This window comes from Streptomyces sp. TAA040 (assembly GCF_000424845.1).
This window is the reverse complement of the sequence record NZ_KE384255.1, coordinates 38,973-52,544: the sequence shown is the minus strand read 5'-3', so window position 1 is coordinate 52,544 and position 13,572 is coordinate 38,973. Positions and strand designations below refer to the sequence as shown.

The following is a 13,572-nucleotide window of genomic DNA, read 5'->3' as shown; positions in this document are numbered from 1 at the left end:
TCGTCACACCGGCGGGGGATGACGGCGCCCGGACGCGGGACCAGCGGGCCGGGGCGCCGTCGGCCCGGCCGCTCAGCTCCGGGAGATGTTCCGTTCGTAGACCAGTCGCAGGCCGATGAGGGTGAGCCACGGTTCGTGCTCGTCGATCACCGAGGCCTCCCCCAGCACCATCGGCGCCAGGCCGCCGGTGGCGATGACCGTGACGTCCTCCGGGTCCCCGTCCGGACCGGCCAGCTCCTTCGCCATCCGCTCGACGACCCCGTCGACCTGGCCGGCGAAGCCGTAGAGGATGCCGGACTGCATCGCCTCCACGGTGTTCTTGCCGATCACGCTGCGCGGCCGGGCCAACTCGATCTTGCGGAGCTGCGCCCCGCGCACGCCGAGCGCCTCCACCGAGATCTCGATGCCCGGGGCGATCACGCCGCCGGTGTACTCACCGCGCGCGGAGACCGCGTCGAAGGTGGTGGCGGTGCCGAAGTCCACCACGACGCACGGACCGCCGTAGAGCTCCACGGCGGCGACCGCGTTGATGATCCGGTCCGCACCGACCTCCTTGGGGTTGTCCATCAGGATCGGCACGCCGGTCCTCACCCCCGGCTCCACCAGGACCGCGGGGATGTCGCCGTAGTAGCGGCGGGTCACCTCGCGCAGCTCGTGCAGCACCGAGGGGACGGTGGAGCAGATCGCGATGCCGTCGATGCCCTCGCCGAGCTCCATGCCCAGCAGCGGGTGCATCCCCATCAGGCCCTGGAGCAGGACGGCCAGTTCGTCCGCGGTGCGCCGGGCGTCGGTGGAGATCCGCCAGTGCTCGACGATCTCCTCGCCGTCGAAGAGACCGAGCACCGTGTGGGTGTTGCCGACGTCGATGGTGAGCAGCACGGTCAGACCACCCCGCGGCCGGTTCCGGTGTCCTCGCGCAGGTCGAGGCCGATGTCCAGGATCGGTGCGGAGTGCGTCAGCGCACCGACCGCGAGGTAGTCGACCCCGGTGGCCGCGTAGGCCGCCGCGGTGGCGAGGCTCAACCGGCCGGACGACTCCAGCGCGGCCCGCCCCTCGACCAGCCGGACGGCCTCCGCGGTCTGCTCCGGGCTGAAGTTGTCCAGCAGGATCAGGTCGGCGCCCTCGGCGAGCACCGGCTCGATCTGGTCGAGGCGGTCCACCTCCACCTCGATCGGCACCTCGGGGAAGGCGCTCCGCACCGCCTTGAAGGCCGCGGCCACACCCCCGGCCGCGATGACGTGGTTGTCCTTGATCAGGGCCGCGTCGGAGAGCGAGAAGCGGTGGTTCGCCCCGCCGCCGCAGCGGACCGCGTACTTCTCCAGCGCCCGCAGACCGGGGGTGGTCTTGCGGGTGTCGCGCACCCGGCTCCCGGTGCCCTCCAGCACGTCCGCCCAGGCGCGGGTGGCGGTCGCGATCCCGGACAGCCTGCAGAGCAGGTTCAGCGCGCTGCGCTCCGCGGTGAGCAGGTCGCGGGTGCGGGTCCGCACCGTCAGCAGCCTGCTTCCCGCGGCGACCCGGTCGCCGTCCTCGGCGTGCCGCTCCACCTCGAACTCGTCCGTGCAGACCACCGAGAGGATGGCCTCCGCGATGCGCAGCCCGGCGACGGTGCCGGCCTCGCGGGCGGTGAAGTCGGCGGTCGCCAGCGCGTCCTCGGGCACGGTGGCGACGGTCGTGACGTCCGCGCCCCGGTCGAGGTCCTCCTCGATCGCCAGGTGCGCGATGTCCTCGACGAGCAGCGGGTCCAGACCGGCGTCGGCGAGCAGCCGGGCCAGGTCCGGGTCGAGGCCGCACTCCTCGAAGTCCCCCTCGGCCCCCGCTCCCGGGTGCTCCCCGCCCGCGTCGGAGGCGGCGCAGCCGCAGCCGCACCCCCCGGCGGGCGGGTCAGGCGGGCGGACCGGGTTCTCTGCGCGTTCCTCGGGGGGCGTCACGGTGTCTCCTCGTCAGCGGCGGGTGCGACCGGCGGGAAGCCGGTGTCCTCGGTGGTGCGGATGGTGAGCGAGCCGGCCGGCCCGTCCGGGCCCCCGGGGACGAGCCGGACGACCAGGTGGCGCCGCCACCGCGCGTCGTCCCGCTCGGGGTGGTCCTCCCGCCAGTGGCAGCCGCGGGTCTCCTCGCGGCGGGCGGCGGCGGCGACCAGCACCTCGGCCACCAGCCGGAGGTTGGTCGCCTCCCAGGACTCCACTCCCGGCTCGGCGGGCTTCCCGGCACCGGAGTGCGACCGTGCCGCCGTCCCGGAGAGCGCGGCGAGGCCCTCGGCGGCCGCGTCGAGGCTCGCCGCCGAGCGGAGCACCCCGGCGCCGCGGGTCATGATCCGCTGCACCTCGGCGCGTGCCTCGGGCGGCAGCAGCGGCATGCGCGGACGGTGCCCGAACGCCGCGGGCGCGATGCCCCCGGGGGCGGGAGCGGAGGCGGCCCCGGGGGCCGTGCCGGCCCCGGGGCCGGGGCCGGACGCCGCCGGGGCCTCGGCGGCGACGCGGGCGGCGATCCGCTCGGCGAAGACGAGTCCCTCCAGCAGCGAGTTGGACGCCAGCCGGTTGGCGCCGTGCACCCCGGTGCAGGCCACCTCCCCGCAGGCGTACAGACCGGGGACGGTGGTGGCGCCGGACAGGTCGGTGCGGACGCCTCCGGAGGCGTAGTGCGCGGCCGGCGCCACCGGTACCGGCTCTGTCAACGGGTCGATCCCGTGGCTGCGGCACGCGGCCAGGATGGTCGGGAAGCGCTCGGCCCACATCCGGGCGCCGAAGTGCCGGCCGTCGAGGTACATGTGGTCCGCGCCCCGCTCCTCGCAGCGGCGCATGATCGCCTTGGCCACGATGTCCCGCGGAGCCAGCTCGCCCAGCTCGTGCTGCCCGGCCATGAAGCGGACGCCGTCCGCGTCGATCAGCCGGGCGCCCTCGCCGCGCACCGCCTCCGAGATCAGCGGCTGCTGCCCCTCGGCGTCCGCGCCGAGGTAGAGCACCGTCGGATGGAACTGGACGAACTCCAGGTCGCTGACCTCGGCGCCCGCCCGCAGCGCCAGCGCGACCCCGTCCCCGGTGGAGACCGCGGGGTTGGTGGTGGCGGAGAAGATCTGGCCCATGCCGCCGGTGGCCAGCACCACGGCGGGCGCCCGGACCGCCCCCACGCCGTCGTGCCGGCCCTCCCCCATGACGTGCAGCGAGACACCGGCCGTCCGGCCGGACCCGTCGGTGAGCAGGTCGAGCACGAGCGCGTGGTCGACCGTCTCGATCCCCGCCTCACGGACCGCGGCCAGCAGGGCGCGGGAGATCTCCGCGCCCGTGGCGTCGCCGCCCGCGTGAGCGATCCTTCGCCGGTGGTGTCCGCCCTCCCGGGTCAGCGCGATCTCGTCCGAGCCGGCGGTGGTGTCGAACACGGCTCCGGTGGCGATCAGCCGCCGGACGGCGTCCGGCCCCTCGGTCACCAGCGCCCGCACCGCGGCCTCGTCGCACAGGTCGGCGCCCGCGACAAGGGTGTCGTCCTGGTGCTGGTCGGGGCTGTCGCCCTCGCCGAGCGCCGCGGCGATGCCGCCCTGCGCCCAGCGGGTGGAGCCGTCGTCGAGCCGCGCCTTGGTCACGATGACGGTGCGCAGACCGGACGCGGCGCAGCGCAGCGCCACCGTCAGCCCGGCGACACCGGAACCGACGACCACCACGCCGGCGTCGACGGCCCAGCTCGGCTCGGGGGCGTCCAGGCGTATACCGGGGGTGGAGCTCATCGGTCGGCCCCAAGGGTGAGTCGGATGTTGTCGATCAGGCGGGTGGTGCCGACGCGGGCGGCCAGGGCCAGCACTGCTTCCCCACGGTGGTCCTCGCGCACCGCGGTGAAGTCCGTGGGGTCGACGAGTGCCAGGTAGTCCAGCGGCGCGGACGTCGGGAGCGCGGCCAACTCCCGCCGGGCGGCGGCCAGCGCCGCCTCGGCACCACCCGGCGGGGCGGCCCGGTCCGGGCCGGAAGCCACCGCCTCGCGGGCGGCGAAGAGCGCGCGGGAGAGGGTCAGCGCCGTCCGCCGGTCCGCGGCGTCGAGGTAGCGGTTGCGGCTGGACAGCGCCAGTCCGTCGGGTTCGCGGACGGTCGGCACGCCGCGGATCTCGACGGGGAAGTCCAGGTCGGCCGCCATCCGGGTGATCAGGGCAAGCTGCTGGGCATCCTTCTCGCCGTACAGGGCGAGGTCGGGCGCGGTGAGGTGCAGCAGTTTGGCGACCACGGTGAGCATGCCGTCGAAGTGGCCGGGCCGGGAGGCGCCCTCCAGCCGCTCGCCCATCGGCCCGGCGGAGATCCGCACATGCGGCTCGCCGCCCGGGTAGACCTCCTCGGCGGCCGGGGCGAGGACCACGTCCGCCCCGGCCCGGCCGGCGACACCGAGGTCGGCGTCCAGGGTGCGCGGATAGCGGTCCAGGTCCTCGCCCGCGCCGAACTGCAGCGGGTTGACGAAGACGGTCACCACCACCTGGCCGCCGGGGCCGACGGCGGACCGGGCCGCGGCGATCAGTTCGGCGTGCCCGCGGTGCAGCGCGCCCATCGTCATCACCACCGCACGCCGTCCGGCGCGGGGCAGCTCCCGCATCGCGCGTGCGGTGTGCAGCAGCAGGGGCCCGCCCGCCGACGGCTCTCCGGCAGGGGCGGCCGGGGCGGAGCTGCCGGGCCGCTCGGGGAAGGCGGGGGTGTCGGGGTGATTCACTTCTCCGCTCCGTCCGAGAGCACACCGAGCAGGTCCTCCGCCTGCTCGGCCCTGAGCAGGCCGTGGTCCAACGCCCGGTCGGCCGTCGTCCTGGCCATCGCCACGTAGCCGGAGACGGCGGCGGGGGCGTGCCGGTGCAGCTCGTCGAGGTGGGCGGCGACCGTCCCGGCGTCGCCCCGGGCCACCGGCCCGGTCAGGGCCGCGTCCCCGGACCGCAGGGCGTTGTCCAGCGACGCGCCGAGCAGTGGGCCGAGCATCCGGTCGGGCGCCGCCACTCCGGCCGTCCGCAGCAGCTCCATGGCCTGGGCGACGAGGGTGACGAGGTGGTTGGCGCCGAGCGCGAGAGCGGCGTGGTAGAGCGGCCGGGCGGCCTCGTCGATCCACTCCGGCTCGCCGCCCATCTCGATGACCAGCGCCTCGGCGGCGAGCCTGAGCTCCTGCGGCGCCGTCACCCCGAAGGAGCAGCCCGCCAGCCGGGGCACGTCCACGGCGGTGCCGGTGAACGTCATCACCGGGTGCAGCGCCAGCGGCAGTCCGCCCGCCCGCAGCGCGGGGTCGAGCACGGCGGCGCCGTACCGGCCGGAGGTGTGCGCGAGCAGTTGGCCCGAGCGCACCGCCCCGGTGGCGGCCAGTCCGGCGACCAGCTCGGGAAGCGCGTCGTCGGGCACGCTCAGCAGGACGAGTTCGGCGCGCGCCAGTACCTCGGCCGGTTCGACGAGCGGTACCCCCGGCAGCAGCGCGGCGGCCCTGCGGCGGGACGCGTCGGAGACGCCGGAGGCGGCTACCGGCCGGTGCCCAGCCTGCCGGAGCGCGGCGGCCAGCGCCGGGCCGACCCGGCCCGCGCCGACCACGCCGACGGTCAGCCGGGCAGGGCGGTCCTCCGCGCTGCCGGGGGCAGGTGCGTTCTCGGAAACGTTCACGAAAAAGGAGAGCCTTCCGTTCCAGTCCGTTGCGATGCGGTACCGGACGATCCAGGCCATGCTACGCGGACTCGCGTCCTGTCCGGTGCCCCACCTCCCGGAGCGCGGCCGGACGGGAATCCGCTGGAGCGGGCGGGGGCCGGTGCACCAGGATGGCCGCCATGAGCGACGAGAGCACCCGAGACGCCCGCGCCCGGCGGCTGGCCGCCTGGCAGCAGGCGGAACGCAGGCTGGCCACCGGGATCGTGCAGCCGCTGGGCGACCGGCTGGACCGCCTCGCCGAGGAGGCCGGCGCGGCCTACGACCTCGGCGACTGGACGGACGTGTACGGCGACGGCCCGGTGGCCGCCGTGGAGGAGCGCACGGCCGAGCTGCTGGGGATGCCCGCCGCCGTCTGGTTCCCGACGGGGACGATGGCCCAGCAGGTGGCGCTGCGCTGCTGGGCCGGCCGTACCGGCAACCCGGCCGTGGCGCTCCACCCGCTGGCGCACCCCGAGCGGTGGGAGCGCGAGGCGCTCACCCGGGTCGCCGGACTGCACGTCCTGCACGCCGGAGCGGGCCGGGAGCCGACCGGCCCGGCCGACGTACGCGGGCTGGACGAGCCGTTCGGCACCCTGATGCTGGAGCTGCCGCTGCGGGACGCCGGCTTCGTGCTGCCCTCGTGGGAGGAACTGGAAGAGACCGTCGCGGCTGCCCGGGAGCGGGAGGCCGTGGTGCACATCGACGGCGCCCGGCTGTGGGAGTGCACCACCCACTTCGGCCGGAGCACGGCCGGGATCGCCTCGCTGGCGGACAGTGTCTACGTCTCGTTCTACAAGTCGCTGGGCGGGCTCTCCGGCGCGGCGCTGGCCGGTCCGGAGAGCCTGGTCGAGGAGGCCAGGGCATGGCGGCACCGGTACGGCGGAGAGGTCTTCCAGCAGTGGCCCGCGGCGCTGGGCGCGCTCGCCGGGCTGGATCGGCGGCTTCCCCGGCTGCCCGCGTACGTCGCGCACGCCCGGACGGTGGCGCGGGCGTTCCGGGAGGCCTTCGCCGAGGCCGGGGTGCCCTGGTTCGCGGTGCACCCGGAGGTGCCGCACACCCACCAGTTCCAGGTGTGGCTGCCCTACGGGGCGGAGGCGCTGAACAGTGCCTCGGTGCGGCAGGCCAAGGACACCGGGACCCTGCTGTTCCGCCGCTGGGAGGACGCCGGGCCGGGCGGGCTGGCGAGGACCGAGTGCACGGTGGACGAGCCGGGCCTGAACTGGACGGCGGACGACGCCCGGCGGGCGGTGGTGGAGTTCCTCGGCGCCGTCCGCTGAGCCTCCTTCCGCCGAACCCCCTTGGGGTGGACGGCCGTGGCACCGGACCGCCTCCGCAGGGCCACCGCTCGCGGGGCGCCTGAAACCGGACCGCTCCGGGAACGGGGTGTCAGCGGAGGCCGCCCGCGCGCACCAGGCCCCTCTCGTAGGCCAGCACCACCGCCTGCACCCGGTCGCGCAGCTCCAGCTTGGTGAGGATGCGCCCCACGTGGGTCTTCACCGTCGCCTCGGAGAGCACCAGCCGGGCCGCGATCTCACCGTTCGACAGGCCCTGGGCCACGAGCAGGAGCACCTCGTGCTCCCGGTCGGTGAGCCGGGCCACTTCGGTGCCGGCGGGTTCGGCAGGCCCGGAGGGCAGCATCGGCGAGAACTGGTCGATCAGCCGCTTCGTGGTGGAGGGGGCGACGACCGCGTCCCCGCTGTGCACCGCCCGGATCGCCCCGAGCAGTTCGGCGGGCGGCACGTCCTTGAGCATGAAGCCGCTGGCCCCGGCCTTCAGCGCGGCGAAAGCGTACTCGTCGAGGTCGAAGGTGGTCAGGATCAGCACCTTCGGGTCCCCGGGGCCGCCCTCACCCGCCTCGCAGATCCGCCGGGTGGCCTCGACGCCGTCCATCAGCGGCATCCGGATGTCCATCAACACGACGTCCACCTCGGTGGCCCGCAGCGCTCCCAGCGCCTCGTCGCCGTCACCCGCCTCCGCGACGACCTCCATGTCCGGCTGGGCGGCGAGCACCATCCGGAAACCGGTGCGCAGCAGCGCCTGGTCGTCGACGAGCATGACCCTGATGCCGGTGGCCGGAGACTGTGGCTGAGCATCGTCCATGGTCACAGGGTACGCAGCGGCACCGGCGCCGGACCCCGCGGTGCCCGGACGGCCGGGCCGGTCACCCGGTGCCTCGCAGCGGCAGCCGGGCCGAGACGCGGAAGCCGCCGCCGGGCCGCGGTCCGGCGTCCAGACTGCCCCCGATCATGCCGATCCGCTCCCGCATCCCGATCAGTCCGTGCCCCTGCCCGTCGGCGCCGCCCTCCTCGTACAGGTCGCGCTCGGCGCCGCGGCCGTCGTCCTCCGCCAGCAGGGCGAGGTGGTCCTCGCCGTAGGCGAGCCGCACGGCGGCACCGACGTCGGGACCGCCGTGCTTGCGTGTGTTGGTGAGGGCCTCCTGGACGATCCGGTAGGCCGTCAGCTCCACGCCGCTGGGCAGCGAGCGCGGTGTGCCCTCGATCCGGAACTCTACCGGCAGGCCGGCTCCGCGCACCTGCTCGACGAGTTCACCGATCTGCTCCACTCCGGGCTGCGGGACGTACTCGCCGCTCGTCGCGCCCTCCTCGGAGCGCAGCACCCCGAGCAGCCGGCGCATCTCGGCGAGTGCCTGGCGTCCGGTGCCGGAGATGGTCCGGAGCGCCTGTCGCGCCTGGTCCGGTGCGGTGTCCATCACATAGGCGGCACCGTCCGCCTGGACCACCATGACGGAGACGTTGTGGGCGACCACGTCGTGCAGCTCGCGGGCGATCCGGGCCCGCTCGGCGGCCACCGCGACCTTGGCCTGCGCCTCGCGCTCCTTCTCCAGTCGGGCGGCGCGCTCCTCCAGTTGGGAGTAGTAGGCCCGCCGGGTCCGCAGCGAGTCGCCCAGCACCCAGGCCAGCAGGAAGCACACGGTGAGGAAGATGTAGAGAAAGATCGCCGCCGCCGTCCCGTTCGCGTCGGGAAAGCGCAGCACCACCAGCACCGGGGCGAGGAAGGCGACGCCCAGGGCGTACCGGGACGCCCAGACCACCGTCCGGGTGGCCACCGTGAAGACGATCACCAGCAGGGCGAAGTCGGGGACCACGGCGAGCCGCCCGGTGACGAGCTGGGCCAGCCCCGCCAGGGTGGCCAGGATGAGCATGGCCTCCGGATACCGGCGGCGCAGCACGACGACCAGCGGCATCACCAGGACCACCGGCGCCGTGCCGAGCACCTGCGCCGCCCCTCCGGAAGGGCCGTAGACCGCCTCGCCGACGAGTTGCACCACGGAGAGCATCAGCAGGACGACCGCCCAGAAGGCGTCGACCCACAGGGGGTGGGTGCGGAGAAACTCGTAGAGCCGGTTCACGTCACCCAGCGTAGGCAGATGGATGAGGTGCAGGGGTCAACCGGACGATCGATACGGGGAAGGGCCACGTAGTCCGCAAGGTGGAGACGGCGTGAAGGCCGGGCACTCCCAGCCCTTACCGTGGCGGTGGCGGTCGGTCCCGGCAGCGGCGGGCCCGGGCCGGTGGGCGGGGCCGCGGGAACGACGGCCGGAGTGAAGGGGCGCGGACCATGGACGGCGCGGGCGGCGGGCGGCCGGAGCAGGAACCGGCCGACGGCCGGAAGGAGGCCGGCGAGAGGTGGACGGGGTGGCGGGAGGCCGCCGAGCGGGCCCTCTACGGGCCGGACGGCTTCTTCGTGCGGGAGGCCCCGGCAGCACACTTCCGGACCTCCGTGCACGCCTCCCCGCACTACGCGGGCGCCGTCGCGGCGCTGCTGTGCCGGGTCGACTGCGCTCTCGGCCGGCCCGCCGGGCTGGACCTCGTGGACGTCGGGGCAGGGCGCGGCGAACTGCTGGCCGACGTGCTGGACGCGCTGCCCGCCGAGGTGGCGCGGCGGGCGCGCCCGTACGCCGTGGAGCGCGCCCCTCGCCCGTCCGGGCTGGACCCGCGGATCGGCTGGGGCACGCGGATGCCCACCGGTGTGCGGGGACTGCTGTTCGCGAACGAGTGGCTGGACAACGTCCCCTGCGAGGTGGCCGAGACCGACGGTTCCGGGCGCCGGCACTACGTCCTGGTCGACCTCGGGGACGGCAGCGAACGTCTGGGCGGGCCGGTGGCCGGGGCGGACGCCCGGTGGCTCGACCGCTGGTGGCCGCTGCCGGAACGCCCGGAACCGGGGGTGCGCGCCGAGATCGGCCGCCCCCGGGACGACGCCTGGCGGCAGGCTGTGGCCGGGGTGGCGGCGGGACTGGCGGTCGCAGTGGACTACGCCCACGTACGTCGGGCCCGGCCGCCCTTCGGCACGCTCACCGGCTACCGCGACGGACGCGCCGTCCGCCCCGTGCCGGACGGATCGTGCGATCTGACGGCCCATGTGGCGCTGGACGCCTGCGCCGGGCCGGGGGCCCGGCTGCTGTCACAGCGCGGCGCCCTGCGGGCGCTGGGGGTGCACGGGCGCCGACCGGCGCCGGACGCAGCGCGCTCCGACCCCGCGGGGTATCTGCGGGCGCTGGGCCGGGCGGGCGAGGAGGCGGAGCTGATCGATCCGGCGGGCCTGGGTGCGCACACCTGGCTGGTGGAGCCCGTGGGCATCCCGGACCCGCTGCCCGGCGCCTGACCGGACGCGAGGCCGCGACGCGGGGCGCGAGCAGGGCAGGCGCGGGCGACCCGGCGCGGGGCGGGTCAGGCGGTGCCCGCGTGGGCGGGGGCGCTGGGACGGCCGCCGGGGTGCCGGTGGCGCCAGAACCAGAACACCGTGCAGGAGACCAGCGCCCAGCCGCCCAGCGCCAGGTACGGCTGGACGTGCTGGTGCTCGGGGAAGTAGACGGCGGTGTGCTGGGCGTTCACCGATCCCCCCGGCGGCAGCCAGCGGCCGATGGCGCCGAACGGGGAGGGCAGCAGGGGCCAGGAGACCGCCCCACCGGACGACGGGTTCCCCAGCAGGACCATCAGCCCCCAGGTCGGCAGCATCGCCCAGCGCCCGAAGAGGGTGTTGAACATGGTGAAGACCATCCCGGCGGTGAACATGGTGAGCGCGAGGATCATCCAGGAGGCCGCGAACGGCAGGTCGACGGCGCCCAGCAGGACGTCCACCACGACGGTGATCACCAGGCCGCCGAACAGCGCGTAGGCGGCGGTGAAGAGGATCCGCTCCAGCGGGTTCAGGCCCCGCGCGTGCACGCTGAGCTGGATCGCTCCGACGAACCCGATGATCACCGCGGCCAGCGAGATGTAGAAGATCGCCAGCCCGCGCGGATCTCCCGGGTCCAGGGGTTTCAGGTCGTCGACCTCGACCGCCACCCCCGCCGCCTCGCCGGCCCGCGGCGCGGTCTCACTCAGCAGCTGGGCCACCGAGGCACCCGAGGCGCTGGACACCTGGAGCCGGACGGGGTCCTCGTCGCCCAGCCGCAGTACGGCGAAGACCTGCTGGTCCCCCACCGCGTCCGAGGCGGCCGCCTCGGAGTCGTACCGCTCCAGCACCATCGAGGAGTCCAGCTCCCGCTCCATGGCGGCGACGAACCGGGCGGAGCGCGGTTCATCGGCGGAGCCGAGCACCGCCGTGGGGATCCGGTGCGGCGCGGGGTCGGCCATCGCGTAGGTGTACGAGCCGGCGAACAGCCCGGCCGCGGCGCCCAGGATGAGCACCAGCACGCAGGCGGGGAAGAGCTCCGAGCGGCGGAAGCGGCGCAGCCGGGCGGCGAGGCCCGGACGTCTCCCGTGCGCCCCGTGCGGGCGGTGCTCCTCGCTCATGGATGCACTCTAAAGCGGAGCAAACCTCCCCACCCGCCGCGACGCGGTACCGGAGCGCCCGGATCAGTCGGGCCGGTCGGCGGCGGGCCGGGTGAGCCACCGCGCCGGAGCGGCCGTGCGGCGGCCCGTCCGGGAGCGCTCCGCCTGCGCGCCGACGAGCCTGCGCGCCTCGTCGGCGTCCCGCAGTCTCGCCGCGGTCGAGCCGTTCGCCCCGTGGTCCACATGGACGTCGGCCAGCCCCAGACGCCGCATCCAGGGTCCCTGGGCGAGCCGGACGCTCTGCACCTTGGCGTGCGGTACGAGCGTCAGCTCCCGCCGGATCAGTCCGCGCTGGGTGACGAACACCTGGCCCGCGACCCCGTACCGGTACCCGCGCCACCAGGCGGGCACCGCCCAGCGGGCCCTCTGGGGCACTCCGGTCGTCTCCCCGGCCGACGCGGCCAGGTCGACCCCGGGAAGCACCCGGGCCAGGACGTCGGCCGCGACCCGGCGCTCGGCGACCGGCAGCAGGACGTTGCTCCCGTCGCCGCCACCGGCCACGTCGAGCTCCACCCGGACCCAGCCGCGACCTCGCCACAGCCGGGGCTCCAGGATCCGTACGGCCTGGATTCGGCCGGGCGGCACCGTGGCGTGCTCCCGGTCGAGGAGCCCGTGGTCCAGCCGTACGCCGTCCGGGGACTCGGCGACCTTCCAGTCGTACTCGTTCAGGAAGCGCCCCGCCGAGGCCATCCAGACGCCGCCCAGCATCGGCAGTACGACCACCGCGGCGGCCCCGATGCTTCCGGTGGTCCACCAGATGACCGAGGGGAGCACCACGACCGCCGCCAGCAGCCCCCAGCCGCTGCCCTGGAGCAGCAGGGCCACCAGCAGCATCCGGGGAGCGACCGTGGCGATCACCTGCTCCGGCGCCTCACCCGCCTCGGGCGCGGCGTCCGGTGCGATGCCCGCGGCACGGGCGAGCAGTTCGGCGCGCAGCGCCACCGCGTCCGCCTCGCCGAGGAAGGCCAGTTCGTCCTTGTCGTTGGTGCCGACCACGTCGAGCTTGAGCTTGGCGACCCCGGCCACCCGGGCGAGCATCGGTCGGGTGACGTCGATGGCCTGGATCCGGTCCAGCCGGATGTGCGCGACCCGGCGGAACAGCAGCCCGGTGCGGATGCGCAGCTCGGTGTCGGTGACCTGGTAGCTCGTCACCCACCAGGACAGGAAGCCGTAGAGGGCGGCCACGGGAAGCACCACCGCGAACGCCACCAGCAGCCAGCCGAGGGTGAGCTGGGTCAACCACTCGCGGGTGCGCTGGAAGTCCTGCATCGCGAAGACGGCGAGCCCGGCGATCGGCGCCCAGGCCCGGCGCCAGGGGGTGATCGGGTGCAGCCGCTTCCCCTCCCCCGGGGCCACGGCGCCGCCCGGGCGCAGCTCCCCGGGGCCGGGCGCCTCCGCGGTCGGTTGGGGCGCCTCCGCGGCGGGCTCCGGACCCGCCTCCGCGGCGGCTGCGGGCGATTTCCCCGAAGGCTCCGGCGCGGACGCGGGCTCCGTGCGCGGCTCGGCGGACGCGGGCTCCCGCGCGGGGGGAGCCGGGCGTTCCCCCTCCGGGCGGGGCGACTCGTCTCCGGGCTGCTGCGGCGCGGCGTTCACAGGCCCGCCGACCTGGCTTCGCCCAGTTCGGTGAGCCGGTCCCGCAGCCGCTCGGCCTCTTCCGGCACCAGCCCGGGGATCGCCGCGTCGGTTGCCGCCGCCGCGGTGTGCAGCTGCAGCCGGGCCAGCCCATACCGGCGCTCCAGCGGGCCCGAGGTGACCTCGACCAACTGCATCCGCCCGTACGGCACCACCGTCAGTTCCCGCCACAGCACCCCGCGGCTGATCAGCAGGTCGTCGGCCCGCTCGGAGTACCGCCAGGACCGCCAGTTGCGGCCCAGCGCGTACCATCCCCACCCGGCCGGCACCAGGCAGGCCAGACCCGGCAGCACCCACACCGGGCCGGCCAGCCAGGCCGGCAGCGCCGTACCGGCGCCGACGAGCACCAGCACGGTGCCCAGCAGCACCGCCCGGCGCATCCGCAGCAGGGCGCGCTCCACACCGCGCCACTCCTCGGATTCCACCCGGTTGTCCGGTACTTCGTCGACCTTCGGCAGCTCCATGCCTACAGCGTATGCGGACCGGCCCGCCCGGAGCCCGGTGGCGAGGAACCGGTTCCGCCG

Annotated in this window: 12 protein-coding genes; 2 read left to right on the top strand and 10 right to left on the bottom strand. The window is 75.4% G+C overall.

Going from position 1 to position 13,572, the window contains the following annotated elements; translation table 11 throughout:
* Positions 1-72 precede the first annotated feature (72 nt).
* The 5 genes from H300_RS0123815 to H300_RS0123795 all read right to left on the bottom strand — a co-directional run bounded on the left by H300_RS0123815 (position 73) and on the right by H300_RS0123795 (position 5,597).
* Entirely contained in the window at positions 73-879 is an 807-nt protein-coding gene (locus tag H300_RS0123815; RefSeq protein WP_028429392.1) for a type III pantothenate kinase, read from the bottom strand.
* 2 nt (positions 880-881) lie between these two features.
* Positions 882-1,928, bottom strand: a complete 1,047-nt coding sequence (nadC, locus tag H300_RS0123810) for a carboxylating nicotinate-nucleotide diphosphorylase (protein WP_028429391.1) — start codon at positions 1,926-1,928, stop codon at positions 882-884.
* A complete protein-coding gene (locus H300_RS0123805) occupies positions 1,925-3,715 on the bottom strand; it encodes an L-aspartate oxidase (RefSeq protein ID WP_028429390.1) in 1,791 nt (596 codons plus the stop codon). Before H300_RS0123805 ends, nadC begins: the two co-directional genes overlap by 4 nt.
* Positions 3,712-4,563, bottom strand: coding sequence for a pantoate--beta-alanine ligase (gene panC, locus H300_RS0123800; protein ID WP_037981799.1), 852 nt, complete (start codon positions 4,561-4,563; stop codon positions 3,712-3,714). The genes H300_RS0123805 and panC overlap by 4 nt, the downstream gene beginning before the upstream one ends.
* Before the next feature lie 110 nt (positions 4,564-4,673).
* Positions 4,674-5,597, bottom strand: coding sequence for a DUF2520 domain-containing protein (locus H300_RS0123795; protein ID WP_028429388.1), 924 nt, complete (start codon positions 5,595-5,597; stop codon positions 4,674-4,676).
* Between the two features lie 161 nt (positions 5,598-5,758).
* Between H300_RS0123795 and H300_RS0123790 the strand changes: the two genes are divergently transcribed.
* Complete coding sequence (locus H300_RS0123790) at positions 5,759-6,895, top strand: beta-eliminating lyase-related protein (RefSeq protein WP_037981796.1); 1,137 nt, start codon at positions 5,759-5,761, stop codon at positions 6,893-6,895.
* A gap of 109 nt (positions 6,896-7,004) precedes the next feature.
* Here the strand turns inward: H300_RS0123790 and H300_RS0123785 are convergent, their stop codons facing one another.
* A complete protein-coding gene (locus H300_RS0123785) occupies positions 7,005-7,718 on the bottom strand; it encodes a response regulator transcription factor (RefSeq protein WP_051270418.1) in 714 nt (237 codons plus the stop codon).
* Between the two features lie 61 nt (positions 7,719-7,779).
* A complete protein-coding gene (locus H300_RS0123780; RefSeq protein ID WP_028429385.1) occupies positions 7,780-8,988 on the bottom strand; it encodes a sensor histidine kinase in 1,209 nt (402 codons plus the stop codon).
* A gap of 209 nt (positions 8,989-9,197) precedes the next feature.
* On the opposite strand from H300_RS0123780, the gene H300_RS28970 reads away from it, so the two are divergent.
* A complete protein-coding gene (locus tag H300_RS28970) occupies positions 9,198-10,244 on the top strand; it encodes an SAM-dependent methyltransferase (protein WP_051270358.1) in 1,047 nt (348 codons plus the stop codon).
* Positions 10,245-10,309: 65 nt separating this feature from the next.
* Here the strand turns inward: H300_RS28970 and H300_RS0123770 are convergent, their stop codons facing one another.
* The 3 genes from H300_RS0123770 to H300_RS0123760 form a co-directional block, all read right to left on the bottom strand.
* Positions 10,310-11,377 carry a membrane protein gene (locus H300_RS0123770; RefSeq protein WP_028429384.1) on the bottom strand — a complete coding sequence of 356 codons (1,068 nt, stop codon included), beginning with the start codon at positions 11,375-11,377 and terminating at the stop codon, positions 10,310-10,312.
* Positions 11,378-11,440: 63 nt separating this feature from the next.
* Positions 11,441-13,009, bottom strand: a complete 1,569-nt coding sequence (locus tag H300_RS28965; RefSeq protein ID WP_078516259.1) for a PH domain-containing protein — start codon at positions 13,007-13,009, stop codon at positions 11,441-11,443.
* On the bottom strand, positions 13,006-13,512 hold the full coding sequence (locus H300_RS0123760; protein WP_051270354.1) for a PH domain-containing protein: 507 nt from the start codon (positions 13,510-13,512) through the stop codon (positions 13,006-13,008). Before H300_RS0123760 ends, H300_RS28965 begins: the two co-directional genes overlap by 4 nt.
* Between the last annotated feature and the right edge of the window lie 60 nt (positions 13,513-13,572).

Bases quoted from the DNA above. Each gene is read 5' to 3' on its own strand.
- H300_RS0123785 (WP_051270418.1), bottom strand. From the start codon at position 7,718: ATGGACGATGCTCAGCCACAGTCTCCGGCCACCGGCATCAGGGTCATG.
- H300_RS0123790 (WP_037981796.1), top strand. From the start codon at position 5,759: ATGAGCGACGAGAGCACCCGAGACGCCCGCGCCCGGCGGCTGGCCGCC.
- H300_RS0123770 (WP_028429384.1), bottom strand. From the start codon at position 11,377: ATGAGCGAGGAGCACCGCCCGCACGGGGCGCACGGGAGACGTCCGGGC.
- panC (WP_037981799.1), bottom strand. From the start codon at position 4,563: ATGCGGGAGCTGCCCCGCGCCGGACGGCGTGCGGTGGTGATGACGATG.
- H300_RS0123805 (WP_028429390.1), bottom strand. From the start codon at position 3,715: ATGAGCTCCACCCCCGGTATACGCCTGGACGCCCCCGAGCCGAGCTGG.
- H300_RS0123760 (WP_051270354.1), bottom strand. From the start codon at position 13,512: ATGGAGCTGCCGAAGGTCGACGAAGTACCGGACAACCGGGTGGAATCC.
- H300_RS28970 (WP_051270358.1), top strand. From the start codon at position 9,198: ATGGACGGCGCGGGCGGCGGGCGGCCGGAGCAGGAACCGGCCGACGGC.